Source organism: Streptomyces sp. NBC_00224 (assembly GCF_041435195.1).
Classification (GTDB): Bacteria; Actinomycetota; Actinomycetes; order Streptomycetales; family Streptomycetaceae; genus Streptomyces.
In genome coordinates this window covers 6,797,565-6,823,077 of record NZ_CP108106.1, presented here as the reverse complement: position 1 = coordinate 6,823,077, position 25,513 = coordinate 6,797,565, and the positions used below count along the sequence as shown (strand labels likewise).

The 25,513-nt window shown below is 72.2% G+C and carries 22 protein-coding genes; 6 read left to right on the top strand and 16 right to left on the bottom strand.

Going from position 1 to position 25,513, the window contains the following annotated elements; translation table 11 throughout:
* The first annotated feature begins 328 nt into the window (after nt 1–328).
* Entirely contained in the window at nt 329–1,855 is a 1,527-nt protein-coding gene (locus OG965_RS30480; protein WP_371655245.1) for a helix-turn-helix domain-containing protein, read from the top strand.
* 53 nt (nt 1,856–1,908) lie between these two features.
* Here OG965_RS30480 and OG965_RS30475 read toward each other — a convergent pair whose 3' ends face one another.
* The 11 genes from OG965_RS30475 to OG965_RS30425 all read right to left on the bottom strand — a co-directional run bounded on the left by OG965_RS30475 (nt 1,909) and on the right by OG965_RS30425 (nt 14,532).
* Complete coding sequence (locus OG965_RS30475) at nt 1,909–3,456, bottom strand: MFS transporter (protein WP_371655244.1); 1,548 nt, start codon at nt 3,454–3,456, stop codon at nt 1,909–1,911.
* 143 nt (nt 3,457–3,599) lie between these two features.
* Complete coding sequence (locus OG965_RS30470) at nt 3,600–4,310, bottom strand: GntR family transcriptional regulator (protein WP_371655243.1); 711 nt, start codon at nt 4,308–4,310, stop codon at nt 3,600–3,602.
* A gap of 28 nt (nt 4,311–4,338) precedes the next feature.
* Nucleotides 4,339–5,319, bottom strand: a complete 981-nt coding sequence (locus OG965_RS30465; RefSeq protein ID WP_371655242.1) for an ornithine cyclodeaminase family protein — start codon at nt 5,317–5,319, stop codon at nt 4,339–4,341.
* Nucleotides 5,316–6,317: a proline racemase family protein gene (locus OG965_RS30460; protein ID WP_371655241.1), complete on the bottom strand. Its 1,002-nt coding sequence runs from the start codon at nt 6,315–6,317 to the stop codon at nt 5,316–5,318. The genes OG965_RS30465 and OG965_RS30460 overlap by 4 nt, the downstream gene beginning before the upstream one ends.
* Before the next feature lie 2 nt (nt 6,318–6,319).
* On the bottom strand, nt 6,320–7,249 hold the full coding sequence (locus OG965_RS30455; protein WP_371655240.1) for a dihydrodipicolinate synthase family protein: 930 nt from the start codon (nt 7,247–7,249) through the stop codon (nt 6,320–6,322).
* Between the two features lie 85 nt (nt 7,250–7,334).
* Entirely contained in the window at nt 7,335–8,771 is a 1,437-nt protein-coding gene (locus tag OG965_RS30450) for an FAD-dependent oxidoreductase (protein ID WP_371655239.1), read from the bottom strand.
* Complete coding sequence (locus tag OG965_RS30445) at nt 8,752–9,123, bottom strand: (2Fe-2S)-binding protein (RefSeq protein ID WP_371655238.1); 372 nt, start codon at nt 9,121–9,123, stop codon at nt 8,752–8,754. Before OG965_RS30445 ends, OG965_RS30450 begins: the two co-directional genes overlap by 20 nt.
* Complete coding sequence (locus tag OG965_RS30440; protein WP_371655237.1) at nt 9,123–10,310, bottom strand: NAD(P)/FAD-dependent oxidoreductase; 1,188 nt, start codon at nt 10,308–10,310, stop codon at nt 9,123–9,125. Before OG965_RS30440 ends, OG965_RS30445 begins: the two co-directional genes overlap by 1 nt.
* An 81-nt stretch (nt 10,311–10,391) precedes the next feature.
* Nucleotides 10,392–12,749: a collagenase gene (locus OG965_RS30435; protein WP_371655236.1), complete on the bottom strand. Its 2,358-nt coding sequence runs from the start codon at nt 12,747–12,749 to the stop codon at nt 10,392–10,394.
* A 278-nt stretch (nt 12,750–13,027) separates the two neighbouring features.
* A complete protein-coding gene (locus tag OG965_RS30430) occupies nt 13,028–13,426 on the bottom strand; it encodes a RidA family protein (protein ID WP_371655235.1) in 399 nt (132 codons plus the stop codon).
* Nucleotides 13,423–14,532: an acyl-CoA dehydrogenase family protein gene (locus OG965_RS30425; RefSeq protein WP_371655234.1), complete on the bottom strand. Its 1,110-nt coding sequence runs from the start codon at nt 14,530–14,532 to the stop codon at nt 13,423–13,425. Before OG965_RS30425 ends, OG965_RS30430 begins: the two co-directional genes overlap by 4 nt.
* A gap of 166 nt (nt 14,533–14,698) precedes the next feature.
* Between OG965_RS30425 and OG965_RS30420 the strand changes: the two genes are divergently transcribed.
* From OG965_RS30420 to OG965_RS30405, 4 genes are all read left to right on the top strand, one after another.
* Nucleotides 14,699–16,318: an AMP-binding protein gene (locus OG965_RS30420; RefSeq protein ID WP_371655233.1), complete on the top strand. Its 1,620-nt coding sequence runs from the start codon at nt 14,699–14,701 to the stop codon at nt 16,316–16,318.
* Nucleotides 16,319–16,322: 4 nt separating this feature from the next.
* Nucleotides 16,323–17,168: a PaaX family transcriptional regulator C-terminal domain-containing protein gene (locus OG965_RS30415; protein WP_371655232.1), complete on the top strand. Its 846-nt coding sequence runs from the start codon at nt 16,323–16,325 to the stop codon at nt 17,166–17,168.
* Between the two features lie 88 nt (nt 17,169–17,256).
* Nucleotides 17,257–17,655, top strand: a complete 399-nt coding sequence (locus OG965_RS30410) for a BlaI/MecI/CopY family transcriptional regulator (RefSeq protein ID WP_371655231.1) — start codon at nt 17,257–17,259, stop codon at nt 17,653–17,655.
* 4 nt (nt 17,656–17,659) lie between these two features.
* Nucleotides 17,660–18,622, top strand: a complete 963-nt coding sequence (locus OG965_RS30405; protein ID WP_371655230.1) for a M56 family metallopeptidase — start codon at nt 17,660–17,662, stop codon at nt 18,620–18,622.
* Between the two features lie 43 nt (nt 18,623–18,665).
* Here OG965_RS30405 and OG965_RS30400 read toward each other — a convergent pair whose 3' ends face one another.
* The 3 genes from OG965_RS30400 to OG965_RS30390 all read right to left on the bottom strand — a co-directional run bounded on the left by OG965_RS30400 (nt 18,666) and on the right by OG965_RS30390 (nt 22,391).
* Nucleotides 18,666–19,121 carry a tellurite resistance TerB family protein gene (locus OG965_RS30400; protein WP_371655229.1) on the bottom strand — a complete coding sequence of 152 codons (456 nt, stop codon included), beginning with the start codon at nt 19,119–19,121 and terminating at the stop codon, nt 18,666–18,668.
* A 126-nt stretch (nt 19,122–19,247) separates the two neighbouring features.
* Nucleotides 19,248–21,560: a bifunctional salicylyl-CoA 5-hydroxylase/oxidoreductase gene (locus OG965_RS30395; protein ID WP_371655228.1), complete on the bottom strand. Its 2,313-nt coding sequence runs from the start codon at nt 21,558–21,560 to the stop codon at nt 19,248–19,250.
* Nucleotides 21,561–21,563: 3 nt separating this feature from the next.
* Nucleotides 21,564–22,391: an enoyl-CoA hydratase family protein gene (locus OG965_RS30390; RefSeq protein WP_371655227.1), complete on the bottom strand. Its 828-nt coding sequence runs from the start codon at nt 22,389–22,391 to the stop codon at nt 21,564–21,566.
* Nucleotides 22,392–22,774: 383 nt separating this feature from the next.
* On the opposite strand from OG965_RS30390, the gene OG965_RS30385 reads away from it, so the two are divergent.
* Nucleotides 22,775–23,224 carry an ATP-binding protein gene (locus OG965_RS30385; protein ID WP_371655226.1) on the top strand — a complete coding sequence of 150 codons (450 nt, stop codon included), beginning with the start codon at nt 22,775–22,777 and terminating at the stop codon, nt 23,222–23,224.
* Here OG965_RS30385 and argF read toward each other — a convergent pair.
* Both argF and OG965_RS30375 read right to left on the bottom strand, forming a co-directional pair.
* Nucleotides 23,184–24,215 (bottom strand): ornithine carbamoyltransferase, encoded by a 1,032-nt coding sequence (argF, locus tag OG965_RS30380; RefSeq protein WP_371655225.1) that lies wholly within the window; start codon nt 24,213–24,215, stop codon nt 23,184–23,186. The genes OG965_RS30385 and argF overlap by 41 nt on opposite strands.
* A gap of 62 nt (nt 24,216–24,277) precedes the next feature.
* On the bottom strand, nt 24,278–25,510 hold the full coding sequence (locus tag OG965_RS30375) for an arginine deiminase (RefSeq protein WP_371655224.1): 1,233 nt from the start codon (nt 25,508–25,510) through the stop codon (nt 24,278–24,280).
* Nucleotides 25,511–25,513 lie beyond the last annotated feature (3 nt).

Sequence of the window (25,513 nt, the reverse complement as noted above, 5' to 3'; positions counted from 1 at the left end):
CTGCCGTCACGCTGGATAGCCAATCCGCTAAGGTAAGGCTAAGTTAGGCCACCCTTACCGCCACAGTGACGGTGGCGTGCGGCCGCGGTGCGCCTCGGCAGATATCTCGATGTCGAGATAACTCTAGTACATGGGCGGCCGCTGGTCATGTGCGGGCACGCCCCGCACGCGCGCGCGGGCTGCCCCGGAGGGCCCCGGACGGACGCACTCCGGTTGCCCCGGCACCCTCACCGCCCGACCATCAGAACTGACGTTGCTTCACACAGTCCTCACCCTGACGGCGCACCCCAACAGGAATCTCATCTCATATGTGAGATAACCTGCCGCCATGTCAGACGACTACCTCGTACGCATCGGCAAGCTCATCCGTGACGCCCGGCAGCACCGGGGCTGGACACAGACGCAGTTGGCCGAGGCTCTGGGCACGAGCCAGAGCGCCGTGAACCGTATCGAGCGCGGGAACCAGAACATCAGCCTTGAGATGATCGCCCGTATCGGCGAAGCACTCGACAGCGAGATCGTCTCGCTCGGCTACGCCGGGCCCATGCATCTGCGGGTGGTCGGCCGTCGCCGGCTCTCCGGCTCCATCGACGTCAAGACGAGCAAGAACGCCTGCGTGGCGCTGCTCTGCGGCTCGCTCCTCAACAAGGGCCGTACGGTGCTGCGCCGGGTGGCCCGTATCGAAGAGGTCTTCCGCCTCCTGGAGGTCCTCAACTCCATCGGGGTGCGCACCCGCTGGATCAACGACGGCGTCGACCTGGAGATCGTGCCCCCGGCCGAGCTCGACATGGACGGCATGGACGCGGAGGCCGCCCGCCGGACCCGGTCCATCATCATGTTCCTCGGCCCGCTGCTGCACCGCATGGACCGCTTCCGGCTGCCGTACGCGGGCGGCTGCGACCTCGGTACGCGCACCATCGAGCCGCACATGATCGCCCTGCGCCGCTTCGGCCTGGACATCACGGCCACCGAGGGCATCTACCACGCCGAGGTGACGCGGACCGCCCCGGACCGCCCGATCGTGCTGACCGAGCGCGGCGACACGGTGACCGAGAACGCGCTGCTGGCCGCCGCCCGCCACGACGGCGTCACCGTCATCCGCAACGCCTCCTCCAACTACATGGTCCAGGACCTCTGCTTCTTCCTGGAGGCGCTCGGCGTACGGGTCGACGGCGTCGGCACCACCACCCTGACCGTGCACGGCATGGCGAACATCGACGTCGACGTCGACTACTCGCCGTCCGAGGACCCGGTCGAGGCGATGAGCCTGCTCGCCGCCGCCGTGGTCACCGAGTCGGAGCTGACGATCCGTCGGGTGCCGATCGAGTTCCTGGAGATCGAGCTCGCGGTCCTGGAGGAGATGGGCCTGGACCACGACCGCTCGGCGGAGTACGCCGCCGACAACGGCCGCACCCGGCTGATCGACCTCACGGTCCGCCCCTCCAAGCTGGAGGCGCCGATCGACAAGATCCACCCGATGCCGTTCCCCGGGCTCAACATCGACAACGTGCCGTTCTTCGCGGCGATCGCGGCGGTGGCCCAGGGCAAGACCCTCATCCACGACTGGGTCTACGACAACCGCGCGATCTACCTCACGGACCTCAACCGCCTCGGCGGCCGCCTCCAGCTCCTCGACCCGCACCGGGTGCTCGTCGAGGGTCCGACCCGCTGGCGCGCGGCGGAGATGATGTGCCCGCCCGCGCTGCGCCCGGCGGTGGTGGTCCTGCTCGCAATGATGGCGGCCGAGGGCACGTCCGTACTGCGCAATGTGTACGTGATCAACCGCGGCTACGAGGAGCTGGCGGAGCGCCTCAACTCGGTGGGCGCGCAGATCGAGATCTTCCGGGACATCTAGTAACGACTCGCTCATTGGTCCCCGGTCCCTGAGATCGTCCCCGCCGGGCGGCCTCAGGGACCGGGGGTCGTTCCGCCCTGGAGGCGTTCCAGGTCCTCGGGGCGGACCTGGATGGCCAGCAGGGCGATCACCGCCGCCACGATCGTGAAGATCGCGGCCACGATGAAGGCCGTGGAGACCCCGGAGGCGAGCACCTGGTCGCTCCAGGGGCGGGGGAGCTTGCCGGTGCGCTCGAACATCAGGCGCTCGGCGGGGCTCGCCTGGTGCAGGAACTTCGGCACCTGGTCGGTCGCCTCGTTGCGGCTGGCCGTGCCGAAGACCGTGACCAGGATGGACAGGCCCAGCGAGCCACCCACCTGCTGGGTGGCGTTGAGCATGCCGGAGGCGGCGCCCGTCTCGTGCACGGGCACGCCGGAGACGGCCATCAGCGTCAGCGAGACGAAGTTCAGCCCCATGCCGAGGCTGAAGACGAGCATCGGGCCCAGGATGCTGCCCGCGTACGTGGAGTGGACGTCGGTGAGCGTCAGCCAGGACAGACCCACCGCGGCCAGGACCGAACCCGTCACCATGAAGGGCTTGGGGCCGTACTTCGGCAGCAGTTGCGAGGCGATCCCCGCGCCCACCGCGATGACGGCGCTGACCGGCAGGAAGGCGAGCCCGGCCTTCAGCGGGCTGAAGCCCAGCACGTTCTGCACGAACAGCGTGAGGAAGAAGAACATGCCGAAGATCGCGGCGGCGAGGCTCAGCATGATGCCGTAGGTGCCCGCGCGGTTGCGGTCGGCGAACATGTGCAGCGGGGTGATGGGCCGCTCCGAACGCCGCTCCACCAGGAAGAACATGACGAGCAGCAGTACGGCGGCACCGAAGGACCCCAGCGTGTACGGGTCGCGCCAGCCCTCCTGGGCGGCCCGGATGAAGCCGTAGACCAGCGCGGTCATACCGAGGGTCGAGGTGAGCGCGCCGGTGAAGTCGAAGTGGCCCGGATGGCGCTCGGACTCCTGGATGTACCGGGGTGTCGCCAGCGCGATCAGCACCGCGATCGGCACGTTGACGAAGAACACCCAGCGCCAGTCGAGCCATTCGACGAGGACGCCGCCCGCGAGCAGGCCGATCGCGCCGCCGCCCGCGGAGACCGCCGCGAAGACGCCGAACGCCCGGTTGCGCTCGGGGCCTTCGGTGAACGTGGTGGTGATCAGGGCCAGCGCGGTCGGCGAGGCGATGGCGCCGCCGACGCCCTGGAAGGCGCGCGCGGCCAGCAACTGGCCGGAGCTCTGGGACAGTCCGCCGAGGAGGGAGGCGACCGCGAAGAGCAGGACGCCGAAGACGAAGACCCGGCGTCTGCCGAGGATGTCGCCGGTGCGGCCGCCGAGCAGCAGCAGCCCGCCGAAGGTGAGCGTGTAGGCGCTCACCACCCAGGCCAGGCTGGTCGTGGAGAAGTCCAGGGCGCTCTGGATGTGCGGAAGGGCGATGTTCACGATGGTGATGTCGAGTACCACCATCAACTGGCACGAGGCGATGACCAGGAGCGCGATCCCCTTGCCGCCGCCCTTGCTGTCGGGGGCGGCGGTGGCGGTCGTGGGTGTCGGCTGAGAACTCGTCATGGCGGACCTTGCCCTCGCACGAGGGGCGGTGGACGTCTCGTCCACCTCTCGACACTAAGCCCGGCCCCTGGGCCTCACCAGTCGATCAAGTCCCGGCCGCCCCAACGGCCCGCCGCTGCCCCGCAGTCGTCACCGTGCGCAGGTCAGCGGTTGCCCAGCGTGCGCTTGGGGCGCGGCTCGACGGGCTCGTCGCGGGCCTGCGCCCAGAGCGAGCGGACGTGGCCGAGGTGGCGGGCCATGCACTCCTGGGCGGCGAGTTCGTCGCCCGCCACCATCAGGTCGAGGAGCTCGATGTGCTCCTCGGCCGAGGAGATGAGCTGGCCGCGCTCATCCAGCCTGGTCAGTCCGTAGAGGCGGGAGCGCTTGCGCAGGTCGCCGACGGTCTCGACGAGCCGCTCGTTCCCGGCGAGGCCGAGGAGCTGGAGGTGGAAGCGGCGGTCGGCGTCGAGATAGCCGATGAGGTTGTGCTCGCGCGCGTGGGCGACGATCTCCTCGGCGACCGGCCGGAGTGCCTCCAGCTGCTCCACGGTGGCCAGCTGCGTCACCTTGCCGACGGTGGGCACCTCGATCATCGCGCGCAGTTCCGTGTACTGGTCGAGGTCGCGCTCGCTCACCTCGGTGATGCGAAAGCCCTTGTTCCGTACGGGTTCGACGAGCCCTTCGCGGGCCAGGTCCAGCATCGCCTCGCGGACCGGGGTGGCCGAGATGCCGAAGTCCGCGGCCAGCCCCGGGGCGGAGTAGATGTTGCCCGGGCGGAGTTCACCGGCGACCAGGGCGGCGCGCAGGGCGTGGGCGACCTGGTCGCGCAGGCGTTCCTGGGCCGTGATGAGATTGCGCTGCTTCAGGTCGCCCATGGCACTTCCTCCGTGAATCCGCGGAGGCTCAGCGTACAATGTCACGTTGCTCGCTCGGGTTGCACCGTGCACGGTGCCATGCGGCCGCCACGGCCAGATCCTCCCAGGCCATGCCCACGCTTTTGAAGAGGCGGGGGCGGTCGGGTGGGACAGAGGCCCGCCCGTTGACGAGCTCGGCGAGGGTGCCCGCCATCTGACCGGGCCCGATCGCGCCCTCGTTCAGCGGGATCAGCAGATCGCCCGCCTCGCGCAGGGCCGCCGCCCGCGACTCCACGTACACCGCCGAGCGCCGCACAAGCGCCGAGTCGGTTTCCCGGGCGCCCGGTTCGTGCGAGCCGACCGCGACCACGGTGGCCCCGTCCGCGACCAGCCGGCCGTCGAACAGCGGCTCGCGCGCGGTGGTGCAGCAGATGACGAGGTCGGCGTCGCGGACGTCGTCCGGGCTGCCGCCGCGCGCTTCCACGCCGAGCGTACGGGCGTACGCCACCAGCGCCTCGACGGCCTCGGGGCTGCGGGCGACCACGGTGAGCTCCTTCAACTCCCGTACGGCCAGGGCCGCTCGCAGATGGCCGTACGCCTGCGGGCCCGCGCCGAACAGGACGAGGCGGGCCGCGTCCGGAGCCGCCAGATGCGCGAGCGCGACGGCGGAGACGGCCGGGGTGCGCAGGGTCGTCAGGGCCGCGCCGTCGAGGAGGGCGAGCGGCAGCAGGGTCGCGCCGTCCAGGAGCAGATAGCTGCCGGTGATCCGGGGCAGACCGCACGCGGGGTTGGCCGGGGCGACGCCCGCGATCTTCACCCCCGCGTACGCCCCGGCGGCGGCGGGCATCAGCAGCAACTCCCCTGCCGCGACCGGCAGGTTGACGCGCGGCGGATCCGACTCGGGGTCGAACCCGCCGCGCAGCACGTCCGCCACCGCCTCGGCGGCCGCGGCGGGCGTGAGCAGGCGTGCGAGCTCCTCCGCGCCGACCAGGACGAGGTCCTGGCCGGGCACGTCCACGGGGGCGCTCACAGCAGGAAGCCCGCCGGGAAGGGGTCGGCCGGGTCCAGGAAGTACTGGGCCGTCCCGGTGATCCAGGCGCGTCCGGTCACCGTCGGCACCACCGCCACCAGGCCGCCGACCGTGGTCTCCTCGACCAGCCTGCCGGTGAACTCCGTACCGATGAAGGACTCGTTGACGAAGTCGCGGTGGAGCGGGAGTTCGCCCCGGGCGTGCAACTGTGCCATCCGGGCGGAGGTGCCGGTGCCGCACGGGGAGCGGTCGAACCAGCCCGGGTGGATCGCCATGGCGTGCCGGGAGCGGACCGCGTCCGAGCCGGGCGCGGTGAGGTAGACGTGCTTGACGCCGCCGATCCCGGGGTTCTCGGGGTGCACCGGCCGGTCGGTCGCGTTGATGGCGTCCATGATCGCGAGCCCGGCGGCGAGCAGGTCGTCCTTGCGCGCCCGGTCGAAGGGCAGCCCGAGGTCGTCGAGGTCGACGAACGCGTAGAAGTTCCCGCCGTACGCGATGTCGTAGGTGACCGTGCCGTGGCCGGGCACCTCCACCTTGCGGTCGAGTCCGAGGCAGAAGGAGGGCACGTTGGTGAACGTGACGGACTTCGCCTCGCCGTCCTGCACCTGGACGTCGACGCTCACCAGACCGGCGGGGGTGTCGAGGCGGACCGTGGTGACCGGCTCGGTCACCGTCACCATGCCGGTCTCGACCAGCACGGTGGCCACGCCGATCGTCCCGTGGCCGCACATCGGCAGCAGCCCGGAGACCTCGATGTACAGGACGCCGTAGTCGGCGTCGGGGCGGGTGGGCGGCTGGAGGATCGCGCCGCTCATGGAGGCGTGGCCGCGCGGCTCGTACATCAGCAGCGTGCGGAGGTGGTCGAGGTGGTCGAGGAAGTGGAGCCGCTTCTCGGCCATGGTCGCGCCGGGGACGACACCGACCCCGCCGGTGATCACCCGGGTCGGCATGCCCTCGGTGTGCGAGTCGACCGCGTGGTAGACGTGACGTGTGCGCATGGTCAGCGAAGTCCTTCCGCGAGTGCCTTCTCGGTGGCCGCGCGGACCGCGGACTCCTGGTCCCCGGCGAGCGCGGCGCGCGGCGGGCGGACCGGTCCGCCGGGCCGTCCGGCGATGTCCATCGACAATTTGATGGCCTGCACGAACTCGGTCTTCGAGTCCCAGCGCAGCAGTGGGTGCAGTGACTTGTAGAGCGGCAGCGCGCTCTCCAGGTCCCCGGCGACGGCGGCGCGGTAGAGGGCGACCGAGGCCGCGGGCAGCGCGTTGGGGTACCCGGCGACCCAGCCGACCGCGCCAGCGAGGGCGAGTTCGAGGAGCACGTCGTCGGCGCCGATCAACAGGTCGAGTTCCGGGGCGAGTTCGGCGATCTCGTACGCCCGGCGCACGTCCCCGCTGAACTCCTTGACCGCGACGATACTGCCGTCCCGGTGCAGCTGGGCGAGGAGCGCGGGCGTCAGGTCGACCTTGGTGTCGTACGGGTTGTTGTACGCGACGACCGGCAGCTCGGCCCGGGCCACCTCGGCGTAGTGGGCGCGCACCGCGGCCTCGTCGGCGCGGTAGGCGTTCGGCGGGAGCAGCAGGACCGAGCCCGCGCCCGCCTCGGCGGCCTGTTCGGCCCAGCGGCGGCTCTCGGCGCTGCCGTACGCGGCGACGCCGGGCATCACCCGGTCCCCGTCGCCCGCCGCCTCCACGGCGACTTGGACGACGCGGCTGCGCTCTTCGTCGGTGAGGGTCTGGTACTCGCCGAGGGAGCCGTTCGGCACGACACCGTCGCAGCCGTTGTCGATCAGCCAGCGCACATGGGCGGCGTAGGCGTCGTAGTCGACGGACAGGTCGTCGCGCAGGGGCAGGGCGGTGGCGACCATGATGCCGCGCCAGGGCTGCCGGGCGGAGGAGGAGCGGGCGGACACGGCGGTCTGGGCAGACGTCATCGGTGACTCCCTAATGTGGTGTGTGACATTTTACTGAACGCTGTACGTCGACCACAAGAGCCGCACCGGGTGATGACGGCTGCCGTCAGCTTACGGACGGGGGCAGTTGGGCGAGCCGGCCGAGCTCCACCGGACAGGACAGCGGCCGCCGGTCCTCGGCCGGGCCGCCGCCCGCAAGGCAGGCCACGGCCGGGCCGCACATCCTGCCCTGGCACCAGCCCATCCCGGCCCTGGTCAGCAGTTTCACGCTCCGGGCATCGTGCGCGCCGAGGTCCGCCACGGCCTCCCTGATCCGCCCCGCCGGGACCTCCTCGCAGCGGCACACCAGGGTCGCGTCGTCCAGCCATCCGGTCCAGCCGTCCCCGGGCAGGTGCGCGGCCGCCATCGCGTCGGCGAACCGGCGCAGCCGCGCACGCCGCCGCACCAGGGCGGCGGCCCGGCGCGGGCGCGGGGTCCCGTGGAGCTCGTACGCGATCGCCGAGGCCGCCAACTCGCCCTCTGTCAGGGCCAGTTGAGCGCCCCCGATGCCGCCGGTCTCCCCCGCCGCCCAGATCCCGGGCACGGAAGTGCGCTGCGCGGGGTCGAGGTCCAGGGCGAGGGTGCCGTCGGGCGCCCGGCGGGTGGCGCAGCCCAGGCCGGTCGCCAGCTCCAGCTGGGGGACGAGCCCGTGGCCGACCGCGAGCGCGTCGCACGGCATACGGCGCTCGCTGCCCGCCACGGGCCGCCAGTCGCGGTCGAGCCGGGACACCGTGACGGCCTCGACGCGGTCGGTGCCGTGCGCGGCCGTCACCGCGTGCCGGGTCAGCAGCCGCACCCGGTGCCGCAGCAGCCCGCCGCCGTACAGCGCCCCCTCGCCCAGTTTGCCGGGGTTTCGGACGAGCGCGGGCAGTTCGCGTGCGTACGAGGTGTACGCGGACGCCTCGACCACGGCCGGGACGGTGGCCCCGGCCGCCGCGAGCGATGCGGCGACGGCGAGCAGCAGCGGACCGCTGCCCGCCACCACCACCCGCCTGCCGGGCAGCACCAGGCCGGACTTCAGCATGGCCTGCGCCCCGCCCGCACCGACGACGCCCGGCAAGGTCCAGCCGGGGAAGGGGAGTTGGCGCTCGTACGCGCCGGTCGCGAGCAGCACCGCCCGCGCCCGGACCATGGCCGGGGCCTCCTCGCCGCCGGGGCCGCTCGCGACCGCGTGCAGCAGCCACTCCCCCGTGGCCGCGTCCCGGACCACCGTCCAGACGTGGTGGGCGGCGAGGTGGGTGACGCGGCCGGCGCGGCAGTGGGCTTCGAGCCGGGACGCGCGCGTGGCGAACGCCTCCCAGTCGTGGTGCAGCGCCTCGGGCCGGGCGGCGCGCAGGCCCGGCGCGGGGTGCCGGTAGAACTGCCCGCCGGGCCGCTCCCCCGCGTCCAGGACCGTGACGCCCAGGCCGAGGTCGGCCGCCGCCACGGCGCCCGCGAGCCCGGCGGGCCCGGCGCCGACGACGGCCAGGTCGACGACGGCGAGGTCAGACGGCGAGGTCGGCATGGCCCGTGCCCTCCTGGGTGGTGATCACGTCGCCGGGGCGGGCCGCGACGAGGCAGGCGCGCTGGTTGGGGCGGCCGTTGACGGTGGCGAGGCAGTCGTAGCAGGAGCCGATCCCGCAGAACGCGCCACGCGGCTCGCCCCCCGCGCGCGTGGTGCGCCAGGAGAGGATCCCGGCGGCCCAGAACACGGCGGCGATGCTCTGTCCGGGCAGGGCGGTGAGCGTCCGGCCGTCGAAGGTGACGGTGAACGCGGGGTCGGGCGCCGCCCGGACGAGGGCGGCGGGCGAGGAGGCACCCCGCGGGGAGGGGCGGTTCGCTTCGGAGCCGCCCTCCGGTTCGTACACCTTCGCCATCAGCCGACTCCCCGCTCGTGCTCGCCCGCGTACTTCCCCGTCGCGAAACGGTCGGGCCTGAACGGTCGGAGGTCAAGGGCGGTTCGCTCGCCCCGCAGCGCCGAGGCGATCAGCAGGCCGGTGGCCGGTGCGAGGCCGATGCCCGCGCCCTCGTGACCACACGCGTGCAGCAGGCCCGGGACCCGGGGGTCGGGGCCGATCGCGGGCAGATGGTCGGGGAGGTAGGGGCGGAAGCCGTGGTAGGTACGGATCGCGCGGACGCCCGCGAGGACCGGGAACAGGGCGGCGGCCTGGGCGGCGAGGCGGCGCAGCGCCTCGGTGGACAGGGCGCGTTCGAAGCCCACCCGCTCGCGTGTCGCGCCGATCAGGACCGGGCCCGCGGCGGTGCCCTCGACCACCGCGGAGGACTGCAGCGCGGCCGAGCCGCTGGCGACGTCCGCGATGTAGTCGGCGGCGTACACCTTGTGCCGCACCAGGCGCGGCAGCGGCTCGGTGACCAGGACGAAGCCGCGGCGGGGCAGCACCGGCAGCGCGGTGCCGGCGAGGGCCGCGACCTCGCCGCCCCAGGTCCCGGCGGCGTTGACGACGGCCGGGGCGAACAGGTCGCCCTGCGGGGTGCGCACGCCCCGGATGCGGCCGCCCGGCCCGGTGAGGACCTCCTCGGCCTCCTGCCCGAGGTGGATCTCGGCGCCGAACTGGCGTGCCGCGCGCAGGAGTTGCGCCGCCGCCTGGGCGGGCTGGACCTGGGCGTCCTGCGGGTAGAGGAAGCCGCCCGCCAGGCCCGGGGCCAGGTGGGGCTCCAGGTCGTACAGCCGGTCCGGGGTGATCTCGCGCGCCTGCACACCGGCCTTGCGCTGCTCCTCGGCGAACGCGCGCAGCGCCGTGAGGGCGGCCTCGTCGGGCGCCACGACGAGACCGCCCTTGGGCTCGTACTCGATCTCCGGTGGGAGGACGTGAGCGAGGTCGCGCCAGAGTCGGGTGGACAGCAGCGCGAGGTCGAGCTCGGGGCCCGCCTCCTTGTCGGAGACGAGCAGATTGCCTTCCCCCGCACCCGTGGTGCCGCCCGCGACGGGACCGCGGTCGACCACCGCGACGCGGAGTCCGGAGCGCCCCGCGTAGTACGCGCAGGCCGCACCGACTACTCCGGCGCCGACGATCACGGCGTCCAGGGGGTGTCTCTTGGGCACCACAGTAATATGTCACATTCTTCTAGGAGGACCAAGGGGCCGGAGCGGTCGGAGTCGCCCCGGCCCCAAGAGGGTGGGACGTCAGCTGCGCAGCGGGCCCTCACAGGAGTAACTGGAGGTGCCGGCCTTCTTGGTGGACCAGATGTCCACTGTTCCGAAGGAACAGTTCATGTCGGCGAGGTTGTTGCCGCCCTCTTCCGCCCGGTCGAGGAGGAAGTAGTCGACGGTCTCGGACATGTCCTCGAAGACCTGGTCCGGGTCGTTCGCGTCGGCCAGGTTCGCGGTGATCTTCCCGGTGCAGGTGAAGCGGCGCTTGCCCGGGTCGCCGTTCTCGACGCAGTCCGGCTGGCTGTAGGTGGACTTGGCGAACGCGGTGCGCACACCCGACAGGGCCGAGTACTTCAACTTCGCGTTGGGGGTGTACTTGGTGTCGGGCACGTACAGCGTGTCCACCTTGGCTATCTGCGCGTCCAGGAACGCGTTGTACGCGGCCTGCAGGCCCGCGTCCCGGCCCATGCGGTTGCGCCAGGCGTCGAAGCCCGCCGGGTCGTCCGCGCGCAGGTACCCGTACATCTCCCGCAGCAGCGAGGGCCGCTCGTTCCACAGGAACTCGAAGAACGTTCCCGCGTAGTTGTAGAAGCGGAAGCCGTCGCCGTCGTAGGTGGCGTGCAGCAGCCGGTCGACGCTCATGCGCGGGCCGCCGCCCGCCGTGTCGTTGATGACGCCCTTGACCAGCGACTTGCGCACGGCGATGCCGTCGTCCCGGGTGCCGCCGTCGAAGAACTCGGCGGTCCCCTCGTCCATGGCGGTGGTGCGGTCGCCGGTGTACCAGGCGCCCTTCCCGAACGTCCCGGGCACCGCCCAGCGGCCGTTGAGGTAGTGCGTGTACTCGTGCCGGAAGAGCTCTTCCAAGGTGAGCGAGGAGTCCTGCGGAACCCTGCGCTGGTAGGTGTAGAAGGTCGCGCCCTCCTCGATGTACATCCCACCGTTGCTGGTGGAGTAGCCGGTGAGGAACGGCTGGTAGACCTCGTAGTCGGAGCGCGAGGCGTACAGGTGGATGTGCAGGGTGCTGTTGGTGTCGCCCGCGAGCGGCTTGTCGGTGCCGAGCACCCGGAAGAACTGCGACTTCACCTGCTTGCTCGCGTAGTACAGCTGGTCCACGGTGGCCTGGTCGAGAGCGGTGCGGACCTCGATGGCGCCGTTGTCGTACTTGTACGTGTGGGTGAAGATCTGCTTCTCGATCTGGTCCTTGCACACGTTGTACGTGGCGCACTGGTTGTAGACGTTGAGCCAGCTCGCGAGCGAGAACCAGGGTGCGCTCATCTTGCCGAAGTTCGTCTGCGTGGTCGGCAGCAGGGCACCGAGGTCGGGGACGATCTGGCTCTTGACGGCGTCGATCTGGCCGAAGCGGCCGTACTCCGACATCGCGTCGCGGACCACCCAGGCGTTGGCCGTGCCCTTGAGGTGGGTGTAGCCGGAGAAGGCGCGGAAGGCGGCGCGGTAGGCGGGGTCGGCGGCCGCGGCGGCCTGGAACGCGGTGTCCTTGTTGCCCGGGTAGACGCCGAGGTAGTTGACGGAGAGCGCGGCGAGCGCGGCACCGGCCCAGTCCGTGCTGGCAGCGGTCGGGGTGCCCGGCGCCATGGTCGCCAGGACCCGCTTGATCAGGGGGAGTTGGTGCTGGCGAAGCCCCGGCGCGCTCGCCGCGTACAGCGCCTCGCGCAGGGTCTGGGCGTTCTGCGGGGTGACGTCGAAGGTGTGCGCGGCGGAGCCGAGGGCGGCGACGGCCTCGCGCGTCGCGTCGACCGTGGGCTGGTCGGTGACGTCTATCTCGTCGCGCCCGTAGTCCTGGTACGCGACCGCGTGGAGGTAGGTGAACAGTTCGAGCAGATGGCTGCTGTTCTTGCCGTCGTGGGACGCGGCGAGGCTGGTGGCGCGGTGGGCGACGGCCTGCACATGCGCGTCGGACATGACCGGCGCGAGGCGCGCGTCCCAGGTCCAGACGAGCCCGCGCAGACAGCCGTCGGCGGTGACGGCCGGGTCCGTGAGGAAGTCGGCGAGCCCCTGCGGGCTCAGACCGGTGATGCCGTCGAGGGTGCAGGGGACCCCGGCGGCGCGCAGCGCGGAGTGGGCGGCCGGGACGACCGCACGGGTCTGCGGCCCGGCTATGCGCCCGTCCTGCTGGCCGCCGGGGGCGGGCAGCTGACGGGCCGTCTGCTTGATCGGCTTGGCGAGGCGGTCCACCTCGTCGAAGGGGTTCGCCCCCTTGGCGGCGGCCGGGGCGGGCCGCGCACCGAAGGTGGCGGGGAGCGCGCGCGAGGCGTCGGCCTTGGCGGGGTGCGGGGCCTGCGCGGCCTGTGCGGCCTGCCCGGCGGTGACGAGCAGGGTCGCCGCGACGGCGGCGGCGAGCAGCGGCTTGCGCGCGGATCTGAGCTTGGACACCGAAGTCTCCTGTGTGGGAGGTGAGTTGGGGGTGGCGCGGCGGTGCGGGATGCGTGTGCTGCGGCTGCGGCTGTCAGGTGGTGCGGTGTGCCGAGGCATGACGAGGCCGCCCCGAAAAGGGGGTGAATCGCCCTGTTCCGCAAGGCACTTGGGGATCTGACGAGCCGTCCGTGTGACCTGTAACATAGTAATGTGAAATGGCACTGACAAGCCTTGTGCAGCCCCTATTTCCCCGCCCGTCACCTCAGGGTGACGCCGATGTGGTCAGCCGATGGCCGTCAGTCCAGCACCGCGAACCCGTCCAGCTCCACCCGCGCCTGCTCGTCCCACAGCCGCACGACGCCGATCACCGCCATCGCCGGGTAGTCGCGCCCGGCCAGGCGGCGCCAGATGAGGCCGAGTTCATGGGCCCTCGCGCGGTAGTCCGCGACGTCCGTGGTGTACACGGTGACCCGGGCCAGGTCGGCCGGGGTGCCTCCGGCGGCGGCGAGCGCGGCGAGGAGGTTGGTGAGAGCGGTCCGGAACTGTTCGGGCAGCGTCTCGCCCACCACCTTGCCGTCCGCGTCGAGCGCGGTCTGGCCCGCGAGGAACACCAGCCGCCCGCCCGTGGCGACGACGGCGTGGCTGAAGCCGGTGGCCGGGGAGAGTTCGGCGGGGTTCACCCGGTGGAGGCTCATCGGTACAGCTCCTTCGCGATGATCGTGCGCTGCACCTCGGTCGCGCCCTCGTAGATCCGGGGCGCGCGCACCTCGCGGTAGAGGTGTTCGAGCAGATGGCCCCGGAGCAGCGCCCGCGCGCCGTGCAGTTGGACGGCCGCGTCCACCACGTACTGCGCGGTCTCCGTGGCGAGCAGCTTGGCCATCGCCGAGTACTTGGGGACCTGCGGCGCCCCCCTGTCGTACGCGGCGGCCGCCCCGTACACCAGCAGGCGCGCCGCCTCCGTGCGGGTCGCCATCTCCGCGACCTGGTGGGCGACCGCCTGGAGGTCCTTGAGCGGGCCGCCGAACGCGGTGCGGCACGCGGTGTGGGCGACGGTCGCGTCCAGCGCCGCCTGCGCCATGCCGACCGCGAACGCGCCGACGCTCGGCCGGAACAGGTTCAACGTGCCCATGGCGACGCGAAAGCCCCGGTCGGGCTCCCCCAGGACGTCGTCCGCGCCGACGCGCACCCCGTCGAAGACGAGCGTCCCGACCGGATGCGGGGAGAGCATGTCAAGGGCGGCGCCGCTCAGCCCGGACCGGTCGGCGGGGACCAGGAAGGCGGTCACACCCCGCGCCCCCGCCCCCTCGGTGGTCCGGGCGAACACGGTGCAGAAGTCGGCCTCGGGGGCGTTGGAGATCCAGCACTTCTCGCCGCTCAGCCGCCAACCGCCGCCGTCCGGCTCGGCCTTGAGGGCGAGGGCGGCCGCGTCGGAGCCGGCGTCGGGCTCGCTCAGCGCGAAGGCGGCGACGGCCCGCCCCGCGGTGACCTCGGGCAGCCAGCGGGCCCGCTGCGCTTCGCTGCCGTGCGCGGCGACCGGGTGGGCGCCGAGCCCCTGGAGGGCGAGCGCGGTCTCCGCCTCGGTGCACGCGTACGCCAGCGACTCGCGCATCAGACAGAGGTCGAGGGCGCCCGAGGCGAACAGCCGCTCCAGGAGCCCGAGCTCGCCGAGGGCGGCGACGAGTGGCCGGTTCACGCGCCCCGGGTCACCCTTGTCCGCAAGGGGCCGCAGCCGCTCCTCGGCGGTGGTGCGCAGCCATGCGCACCACTCCTGCTGCTCCGGCTCCAGCGCGAATGCGGGCATGGCGGTCCCTCTCGTCTCGCGTCCAGTCTCGCTGTGTCCCCGCCGTGTTCCGGTCGACCGACTCTTGTTTTCACGCCTGTGTTCACACCGAGCGACTCTTATCGCGAACCGTTGACTGTCGTCATCCAAACGATACGCTCCAGATGCGACAAGGGGGCGATCCCGTATGGAGCTGAAGACCTCAGCGCATGCCGACACGTTTTCCCGCGACCATCTGCCGCCCGCCGATCAGTGGCCGGAACTGGTCTTCGACCTCCCCGAGCTGCACTATCCCGAGCGGCTCAACTGCGGTGCCGAGCTCCTGGACCGCACGATCGAACGGTTCGGCGCGGACCGGCCGGTCTTCCACACGCCGGAGGGCGCCCCTTGGACGTACGGCGAGCTGCGCGCCCGGGTCGACCGGATCGCCCACGCCCTCACCACCGAGCTCGGTGTGGTCCCCGGCAACCGGGTGCTGCTGCGCGGGCCGACCACACCGTGGCTGGCCGCGTGCTGGCTGGCGGTGATGAAGGCGGGCGCGGTGGCCGTCACCGTCCTCGCCCAGCAGCGGGCGAACGAGCTGGCCACCATCTGCGAACTCGGCCGGATCGGACACGCCCTGTGCGACGCGCGGTCGCTTCAGGACCTGGAGAAGGCCGCCGTACCGGGCCTTCGCATCACCCCCTACGGGGGTAGTACGGCCGACGACCTGCTGCGCCTCGCCGACGCGCCCACGGCCCGGGGGCCGTTCACGGCCGTGGCGACGGCGGCGGACGACGTCGCACTGATCGCGTTCACCTCGGGCACCACCGGCCGCCCCAAGGGCTGTATGCACTTCCACCGGGACGTGCTGGCCATCGCGGACACCTTCGCCCATCACGTCCTGCGCCCCCGGCCCGACGACGTCTTCGCGGGCAGCCCGCCGCTCGGCTTCACCTTCGGCCTGGGCGGCCTGGTCATCTTCCCGATGCGGGCGGGCGCCTCCTCGCTACTGCTCGAACAGTCGGGTCCCAAGCAGCTGCTGCCCGCGCTCGCCCGGCACCAGGTCTCCGTCCTGTTCACCGCGCCGACCGCCTACCGGGCGATGCTGGACGAGCTCGACGGGTACGACGTGGGGGCGCTGCGGCGCTGTGTGTCGGCCGGGGAGAACCTGCCCGCCTCGACCTGGCGCGCCTGGCACGAGCGCACCGGGCTGCGCATCATCAACGGCATCGGCGCCACCGAGCTGCTGCACATCTTCATCTCGGCGGCGGACGACGAGATCAGACCGGGCGCCACCGGGAAGCCGGTGCCCGGCTGGCACGCGCGCGTGGTCGACGCCTCGGGTCAACCGGTGGTTGACGGCAAGCCGGGTCTGCTCGCGGTGCGCGGACCGGTCGGCTGCCGCTATCTGGCCGACCCCCGCCAGTCGGAGTACGTCAAAGGAGGGTGGAACCTCACCGGCGACACCTATGTGCGCGAGCCCGACGGCTACTTCCGCTATGTCGCACGCGCCGACGACATGATCATCTCGGCCGGGTACAACATCGCGGGCCCGGAGGTGGAGGACGCGCTCATGCGCCACCCCGACGTGGTGGAGACAGCCGTGATCGGCCGCCCCGACGAGGCACGCGGGCAGGTGGTAGTGGCGTACTGCGTACTGCGCGACGGGGTGGTGGGCGGCGAGGCCACGGCCGGGCTGCTGCGCGACCACGTGAAAGCCGAACTCGCCCCCTACAAGTGCCCGCGCGAGGTCGTCTTCCTGGACGCCCTCCCCCGGACACCGACCGGCAAGCTGCAGCGCTTCCGGCTGCGGGCCCTAGAGTGATCACGTGGCCGAGCAGCACACACCCCGATCCCTGATCGTCACCCTCTACGGCGCGTACGGGCGCGAGACGGCCGGCTCCCTCGCGGTCGCCGAGCTGATCCGCCTGCTCGCCGCCGTGGGCGTGGACGCCCCGTCCGTACGGTCGTCGGTCTCCCGGCTCAAACGGCGCGGGCTCCTGGTGCCCGAGCGCACCGCGAGCGGCGCCGCCGGGTACGCCCTGTCCGCCGACGCGCGCCAGCTGCTCGACGACGGCGACCGCCGCATCTACCCGCACGCGCGGCCACGCGCGCGTGACGGCTGGGTGCTGGCCGTCTTCTCGGTCCCCGAGTCGGAGCGCAACAAGCGCCATGTGCTGCGCTCCCGGCTGGCGGGGCTCGGCTTCGGCACGGCGGCGCCCGGTGTGTGGATCGCCCCGGCGCGGCTGTACGACGAGACCCGGCACACCCTGGAACGGCTCCAACTCGCCCCGTACGTCGACCTGTTCCGGGGCGAGCACCTGGGCTTCGCACCGACGGCCGAGGCGGTCGCCCGGTGGTGGGACCTGGCGGCGATCGCCAAGCAGCACGACGAGTTCCTGGGGCTGCACGAGCCCGCGCTGCGGGCCTGGGAGACGCGTGCGCACACGTCGTCCGAAGTGCCGCCCGAGGAGGCCTACCGGGACTATCTGCTCGCCCTGGACTCCTGGCGCCGCCTGCCGTACGCGGACCCGGGCCTGTCCGCCGCCCTGCTGCCGCCCGACTGGCCGGGCGAGCGGTCGGCAGAGGTGTTCCGCCGACTGCACGCCCGGCTGCGGGACGCGGGGGCGGCGTTCGTACGGCGGGAGCCGGGGGCCGGAGGGACTGACGGCTGATGCCGGATGCCGGATGCCTGACGGCTGACGGCTGACGGCTGACGGCTGACGGCCAGGCGTTGCCGGGGCCCCTCAGTAGGATGACGAAGTGACGGATGAGGACAGGCGCGCCCGCAGGCGGGGGCAGGGTGAGCTGGAGGCCCAGGTCCTGGCGGCGCTGCGGAACGCGGCGGGGCCGGTGACCGCCGGCTGGGTGCGGGAGCGGATCGGCGGAGCGCTCGCGTACACCACCGTCGTGACCATCCTGTCGCGGCTGCACGCCAAGCAGTCGGTGACCCGGGAGCGCGCGGGGCGCTCCTTCGTGTGGACGCCGGCGGCCGACGAGGCCGGGCTCGCGGCGCTGCGGATGCGCAAGGTACTGGACGGCGAACGGGACCGGGGCGCGGTACTGGCCAGCTTCGTCACCGCACTCTCGCCCGACGACGAGCGGCTGCTGCGCGCGCTGCTGGACAGCGTGGACGGCGCCGAGGCGGAGACCGGGGACTGACACGGTGGGTGTGTTCGTCTTTCTGCCGCTCGTCCTGCCGCTGACCGCCTGGCCGATCGCCCGGCTGGCCGAGCAGCAGCTGCATCCGCGCGCGGCGACGTGGCTGCTCGCGGCGGTCGGTGGCGTGCTCGCACTGTGCAGCACCCTGTGCCTGATGCTGCTGATGGTGGTGGGCACGGCCCAGTTGCCGGGCAATCCGCTGCCCGACGCGTGGGCCGACCCCGAGGTACGGGCGGTGCTGCCGTACGACGAGGTGGTGGGCCGGGCCGCGATCCCGCTCCTGGTGGCGGTCGCCGGGGCGTGCGCGCACCTGGTGTGGCTGCACCGGCGGGTGCGCACGCGCGCGGCCCGGGCGCTGGCGGGGCTGCCCGAGGGCAGGCTGGCCGTGCTGCCGGACGACGCGCGGGCCTATGCGTACGCGCTGCCGGGCGGGCGCGGTGCGGCCGGGGCGCACGGGCGGATCGTCGTCTCGCGCGCGATGTTGGAGAGCCTCGACGCGCGCGAGCGGCAGGCGCTGATCGCGCACGAGGAGGCGCATCTGACGGCGCGCCACCACCGGTTCCTGCTGGTGGCCGGGCTCGCGGCCCGCGCGAACCCGTTTCTGCGCCCGCTGCGCACCGCCGTGGCGTACACCGCCGAGCGCTGGGCGGACGAGGACGCGGCGCGGACGGTGGGCGACCGCAGGACGGTGGCCCGGGCCATCGGCAAGGCCGCGCTGGTGTCGCGCCCGGCGGCGGGCCGGGGCGCGGCGACCGCGCTGGCGGGGTTCGCGGTGGCCGGGCCGGTGCCGCGCCGGGTGGCGGCGCTGCTCGGCCCGGTGCCGCCGGCGCCCGCGCTGCCGCCCGCGTGGACGGCGGCCGGGCTCGCGCTGTGGACCGCCGCGGTCGGCGCGGCGGTCTCGGCGCTGGTGTCGGCGAACGCGACCGTGACGCTCTTCACGGTGCTGAAGGCCGCGACCGTGCTGTGAGGGGCCGCCCCGAGGGGCGGCTCCGCTCACGGAACAGCCGCTCCTACAGGTCGAATTCGGTCGGCGCCAGGTCCAGCGCGTAGCAGGCCTCGCGCACGACGGCCTGCTCCGTCTTGTCGAAGTCGCCGTCGGCGCCGCCGATGACGATGCCTATCTGGATCACCGCGCGCGCCTCGGCGGGCTTCTTCTTCGCCTTGGCGACCTCCTGCAACACACTGACCTTGCCGAAGTCGAAGTCGGCGGCGAGCTTGTTCAGATAGTCGTCGAAGCGGCGCTGGAGGTCGTCGGCCGCGAAGTTCTGCAGCACCTCATTGGTGGAGATGAGCTGCGCGACGCGGCGCCGCTCGGACGGGTCGACGGTGCCGTCGGCCGCGGCGACCAGGGCGCACATCGCCATGCTGGCATCCCGGAACGCACCGCTCTTCAGGTCGTTCTTCTTGGCGAGCAGCTGCGTCTGCATGGTCGACGCGGACTCCTTGAAGCGGTCCCACAGGGCCATGAGGTCTCCATCTGGTCTCGATAGTCACTTCTACAACGCTGTAGAAACTAACCAGCGGGCCGAATGGTTCCCACGTCGTGTCATCTTCCTGTGAGCCGCGCCTCCCTTCGCGCCTCCCTTCGCGGCTCACTTCAGGCTGAGCCGCGGTCTGGGCGCGTCCGTGCGCCCGGTCGGAGGCCTGCGGCTGCCCGCCCGGTACGGCGGCGGCCAGGGCGCCCCGGGGCCGGAGTAGCCCTGCTCGGCGGCCGCGTGCAGGGTCCAGTGCGGATCGTAGAGATGGGGCCGGGCGAGGGCGCAGAGGTCGGCCCGGCCCGCGAGCAGCAGCGAGTTCACGTCGTCCCAGGACGAGATCGCCCCGACCGCGATGACGGGCACGCCGAGCGTGTTGCGGATGCGGTCGGCGTACGGCGTCTGGTACGAGCGGCCGAACTCGGGCCGCTCCTGTGCGACGACCTGCCCGGTGGACACGTCGATGGCGTCGGCGCCGTGCGCGGCGAACGCACGGGCGATCTCGACGGACTCCTCGGCGGTGGTGCCGCCCGGCGCCCAGTCGGTCGCGGAGATACGGACGGTCATGGGCCGGTCGTCGGGCCAGATGCCCCGCAGCGCGTCGAACACCTCCAGCGGGAAACGCAGCCGGTTGGCGAGGGAACCACCGTAGGAGTCCGTGCGTTGATTGGTGAGAGGGGACAGGAATCCGGAGAGCAAGTAGCCGTGGGCGCAGTGGAGTTCGAGCAGGTCGAAGTCGCAGCGGGCGGCCCGCCAGGCCGCCGCGGCGAACTGCTCGCGGATGTCGGTCAGCCCCGCGCGGTCGAGCGCGTGCGGGACCTGGTTGACACCGGGGCGGTAAGGGAGCGGTGAGGCGGCGGCGAGGGGCCAGTTGCCGTCGTCGAGCGGTTCGTCGATGCCTTCCCACATCAGCTTGGTCGAGCCCTTGCGCCCGGAGTGGCCGAGCTGGATGCCGATGGCGGTGCCGGGGGCCTGCCGGTGCACGAAGTCGACGATCCGGTGCCAGGCCGCGGCCTGCTCGGGGGTGTAGAGACCGGTGCATCCCGGCGTGATGCGGCCCTCCGCGCTCACGCACACCATCTCCGTCATGACCAGGCCCGCGCCACCGAGGGCCCGGGCACCGAGGTGGACGAGGTGGAAGTCGCCGGGGAGACCGTCCACGGCGCGGTACATGTCCATGGGAGAGACGACGACACGGTTGCGCAGTTCGAGCCCGCGCAGCCGGAAGGGGGTGAACATCGGAGGAGTGCCGGAGGGGCAGGGGAAGTCGCGCTCGACCGCGCCGGTGAAGCCGGAGTCGCGCAGCCGCAGGTTGTCGTGGGTGACCCGGCGGCTGCGGGTGAGCAGGTTGAAGGCGAACTGCCGGGGCGGCTGGTCGAGGTAGAGCGCCAGCTCCTCGAACCAGCGCAGACTGGCGGCGGCAGCGCGCTGGGTGGACTCGACGATCGGTCTGCGCTCCAGCTCGTACGCGGCCAGGGCGGCCGGCAGGGTGGGCTGCTCCTCGACGCAGGCGGCCAGGGCGAGGGCGTCCTCGACGGCGAGCTTGGTGCCGGAGCCGATGGAGAAGTGCGCGGTGTGGGCGGCGTCGCCGAGCAGGACGGTGTTGCCGTACGACCAGTGCGCGTTGACGACGGTACGGAAAACGGTCCAGGAGGAGTTGTTGCTCCGCAGCGGCCGGTTGCCCAGGGCGTCCGCGAAGATCTTGGCGCAGCGGTCGACCGACCCCTGCTCGTCGAGCTCGTCGAACCCGGCCGCCCGCCAGACCTCTTCGCGCATCTCGACGATGACGGTGGAGGAGTCGGCGGCGAACGGATAGCCGTGCAGTTGCATCACGCCGTGCTCGGTCTCGGCGATCTCGAAGCGGAAGGAGTCGAAGGCGAAGTCGGCGGCCAGCCAGATGTAGCGGCAGCGGTGGCCGGTGACGCGGGGCGCGAAGTGTTCGGCGTGCGCCTCGCGGGTGGCGCTGTGCACGCCGTCGGCCGCGATGACCAGGTCGTAGCCGGTGGCGAGTTCGGCGGCGGGCGGCGCCTCGGTGCGGAAGCGCAGTCCCACGCCGAGCGCGCGGCAGCGCTGGTGCAGGATCTCCAGGAGCCTGCGCCGGCCGAGCGCGGCGAAGCCGTGCCCGCCGGAGGTGAGGGTGCGGCCCCGGTGGACGATGTCGATGTCGTCCCACCGGACGAACTCGGCCTTCAGCGCCTCGTACACCACGGGGTCGGCGTGCTCGATCCCGCCGAGGGTCTCGTCGGAGAGGACGACTCCGAAGCCGAACGTGTTGTCGGGGGCGTTGCGCTCCCAGACGGTGATCTCGCGTTCGGGGCGCAGCCGTTTGAGCAGTGCGGCGGCGTACAGCCCGCCGGGGCCGCCGCCGATGACCGCGATCCGCAGCGGTCGCTCGGCGGGGTCGGGGCCGCTGTCGCCGTGCCCGGGCACGGCTCAGCGCCCCTGCCATTTCGGGGGCCGCTTCTCGGTGAAGGCGGCGTGGAACTCGGCGTAGTCCTGCCCGTTCATCAGGAGGGCCTGGGTGGCGGCGTCGAGTTCGACGGCGGCGGCGAGCGGCATGTCGAGTTCGGCGGTGAGCAGGGCCTTGGTCTGCGCATACGCGAGGGCGGGTCCGGCCGCGAGATGGCGGGCGAGCTCGGCGGCGCGCGCGTCGGCCTGCCCTTCCTCGGTGAGCTCGCTGAGCAGGCCGATCCGTTCGGCCTCGGGGGCGCGGACCGGCTCGCCGAGCATCAGCAGACGGGTGGCGTGGCCGAGCCCGACGACGCGCGGCAGCAGATAGGCCGCGCCCATGTCGCCGCCGGAGAGGCCGACCTTGGTGAACAGGAAGGAGAACCGGGCGGAGGGATCGGCGATACGGAAGTCGGCGGCCAGCGCGAGAACCGCGCCCGCACCGGCCGCGACGCCGTGGACCGCCGCGATCACCGGGAAGGGGCATTCGCGCACGGCCCGTACGACCTGGCCGGTCATCCGGTTGAAGTCGAGCAACTGGGCGGTGTCCATGGAGAGCGTGGCGCCGATGATCTCGTCGACGTCGCCGCCGGAGCAGAAGCCGCGCCCCTCGCCCGCGAGCACCAGGGCGCGCACGGCCCGCTCCCGGGCGAGCTCGGCGAGCAGATCGCGGAGGTCGGCGTAAGCCCCGAAGGTGAGCGCGTTGAGCTTCTCGGGGCGGGCAAGGGTGACGGTGGCCACCCCGTCCGCCATGGAAAGCCGCAGGTGGCGCCAGTTTTCGGTGCGGGGTGCGGAGCTGGGGAACGGGCTCATGGAGTGCGGCCTCCTCAGCGGGCTGACAGATGCCTGCACTCCGAAGATATCACTCATGTGTGACTGTCGTCACGAGTGCGCGATATGGAGAGGCGGCAGGGGCGCGGGCCCGTCCACGTACGTCCGGGCGAGCGTGCGACCGGGGTGCGGCGCGGGCTCGCCCGCGCGGGCGAGCGGCACCGCCGGGGCGAAGGGCAGGGCAAAGGGCGGGGCGAAAGGCAGGGCGAAAGGCCTCCCACGGCGCGCCGCACGTCCCTTTCACCGCCTGCCAGGGGCCTCTGTCCGGCCCCTTGCCCCCGTTCGTAAAGTTGGGGGGAGTAGCAGCGCCCCGCGCATCCCCCCGCGCCCCGGACGCTTCACGCGACCGAACGGAAACCCCCGCCGTGCCCGACCCCACCGGCGCCGCCCGCGCCCCGACCTCTTGGCGTATCCCACTCCCCCACACCGACGCCGCCGTCCCCATCGCCCGCGCCCTGATCCGTACCGCACTGGCGGACATCGACGCCCCCGCCGACAGCGACACCGCCGAACTGCTCACCGCCGAGCTGGTGGCCAACGCCGTCGAGCACACCGCCGCCGACCAGCCCATCGAGCTGGTGGTCGAGCTGCTGGAGTCGGGCTGCCAGGTCGAGGTCCACGACCGCTCCCCGCTGCCGCCGGGCGACCTCGGCGCCCCGGAACCCGCCTACGAGCCCGACCCGTGGCAGGAGCACGGCCGGGGCCTGCTGCTGATCCGCACCCTGAGCTCGGCCTGCGGCCACCGCCCCACCGCGCACGGCAAGGCGGTGTGGTTCACGCTGCCGGCGCGTCCGCCCCTGCCGGAGTTCCCGTAAGCGTCGCGACCATGACCGCCTTGATGGTGTGCAGACGGTTCTCCGCCTCGTCGAAGACCACCGAGTGCGCGGATTCGAAGACCTCGTCGGTGACTTCGAGCTCGGCCAGGCCGTACTGCTCGTGGATCTCGCGGGCGACCGCCGTGCCGAGGTCGTGGAAGGCGGGCAGGCAGTGCAGGAACTTGACGTCCGCGTTGCCGGTGGCACGCAGGACGTCCATGGTCACGGCGTAGGGCGCCAGCGCCTTGATCCGCTCGGCCCAGATCTCCTTGGGCTCGCCCATCGACACCCAGACGTCGGTGGCGACGAAGTCCGCGCCCGCCACGCCTTCGGCGATGTCCTCGGTGAGGGTGATCCGGGCCCCGCTGCGCTCGGCGGCCCGGTGCGCGAGGGCGACGACGGCGTCGGCCGGCCAGTACGCCCTGGGGGCCACGATCCGTACGTCCATGCCGAGCAGCGCGCCCGTGAACAGGTAGGAGTTGCCCATGTTGTACCGGGCGTCACCCAGATAGGCGAAAGCCGTCCGCTCAAGGGGCTTGTCGGTGTGCTCGGTCATGGTGAGGACGTCGGCGAGCATCTGAGTGGGGTGCCAGGCGTCGGTGAGGCCGTTGTAGACCGGCACGCCCGCGTGCGCGGCGAGCGTCTCGACCGTCTCCTGGGCGTCCCCTCGGAACTGGATCGCGTCGAACATCCGGCCGAGCACCCGTGCCGTGTCCCGCGCCGACTCCTTCTTGCCGATGTGCGAGCCCGCCGGGTCGATGTACGTCGTGGAGGCACCCTGGTCGGCGGCCGCCACCTCGAAGGAGCACCTCGTACGCGTCGACGGCTTCTCGAAGATCAGCGCGATGTTCCGCCCGCGCAGCCGCTGGACCTCGGTGCCCGCCTTCTTGGCGGCCTTGAGCTCGGCGGCGAGGTCCACCAGAGCGCGGAACTCCTCGGCGGTGAAGTCCAGCTCCTTGAGGAAGTGGCGGCCTGCGAGGTCTGTCGCCATGGTGACTGCTCCTGGGTGACGGAAGGCGGGGACACTGTAAGTATATGCGATTGAACGCATCACTATACGGCATCGCGCTCCACGGGACAGCTCATACACCGAGGCCCGCCCCGCCCCCGCCCCAGCTCGCTGCCGGGAATCTCGATCACCTCGATGCCCTGCTTCCGCAGATGCGTGTTGGTGGTGACATTGCGCTCGTACGCCACCACCACGCCCGGCTCGACCGCCAGGACGTTGCAGCCGTCGTCCCACTGCTCGCGCTCCGCCGCGTGCACGTCCTGGGTGGCCATCAGCACCCGGATCCCGTCCAGGCCGAGGGCGGCCGCTATGGCGCGGTGCATGTGCTCCGGCGGGTGGTCCGTCACCTTCAGCTCCTGCTCACCGGCGCCCGGCTCGATCGTGTACGAGCGGAGCATGCCGAGCCCGGCGTACTGAGTGAAGGTTTCTCCGTCGACCATCGTCATCACCGTATCGAGGTGCATGAAGGCCCTGCGCTTGGGCATGTCCAGCGCCACGATCGTCCGTGCGGAACCGGCCGCGAAGAGCCCGCGCGCCAGCATCTCCACCGCCTGCGCAGTCGTCCGCTCACTCATCCCGATCAGCACCGCACCATTGCCGATCACCAGCACGTCCCCGCCCTCGATGGTCGAGGGATAGTCGCTCTGCCCCTTCGACCAGGTGTGGAACCGCCCGGCCTCGGGGCCCGCGAAGAGCGGATGGTGGCGGTAGATCGCCTCGAAGTGGACCGTCTCGCGCTGCCGGGCGGGCCAGCGCATCGCGTTGATGGACACCCCGTCGTAGATCCAGGCAGAGGTGTCACGCGTGAAGAGGTGGTTGGGCAGCGGGCCCAGCAGAAAGTCGTCCAGATCCATCACGTGGAACCGGACGGACACCGGCTCGGCATGGCGCTCCAGGAACTCCCGCTTGGTCATACCGCCCACCAGCGCCTCGGCGAGCTCGGCGGCGGACAGCTCGTCGAACGCCTCGCGCAGATGCCCGGTGGCCAGCGGCCCGTACTCCTTCTCGTCGAAGACCCGGTCCAGTACCAGCCGTCTCGCCTGCGGAATCGCCAGCGACTCGCGCAGCAGATCGCCGAAGAGGTGCACCTCGACCCCGCGGTCGCGCAGCACGTCCGCGAAGCCGTCGTGCTCCTGGCGGGCCCGGCGCACCCAGAGCACATCGTCGAAGAGAAGAGCGTCCTTGTTACTCGGAGTGAGCCGCTTCAGCTCCAGATCGGGCCGGTGCAGGATGACGCGGCGCAGCCGCCCGGTCTCGGAGTCGACGTGGAATCCCATGTC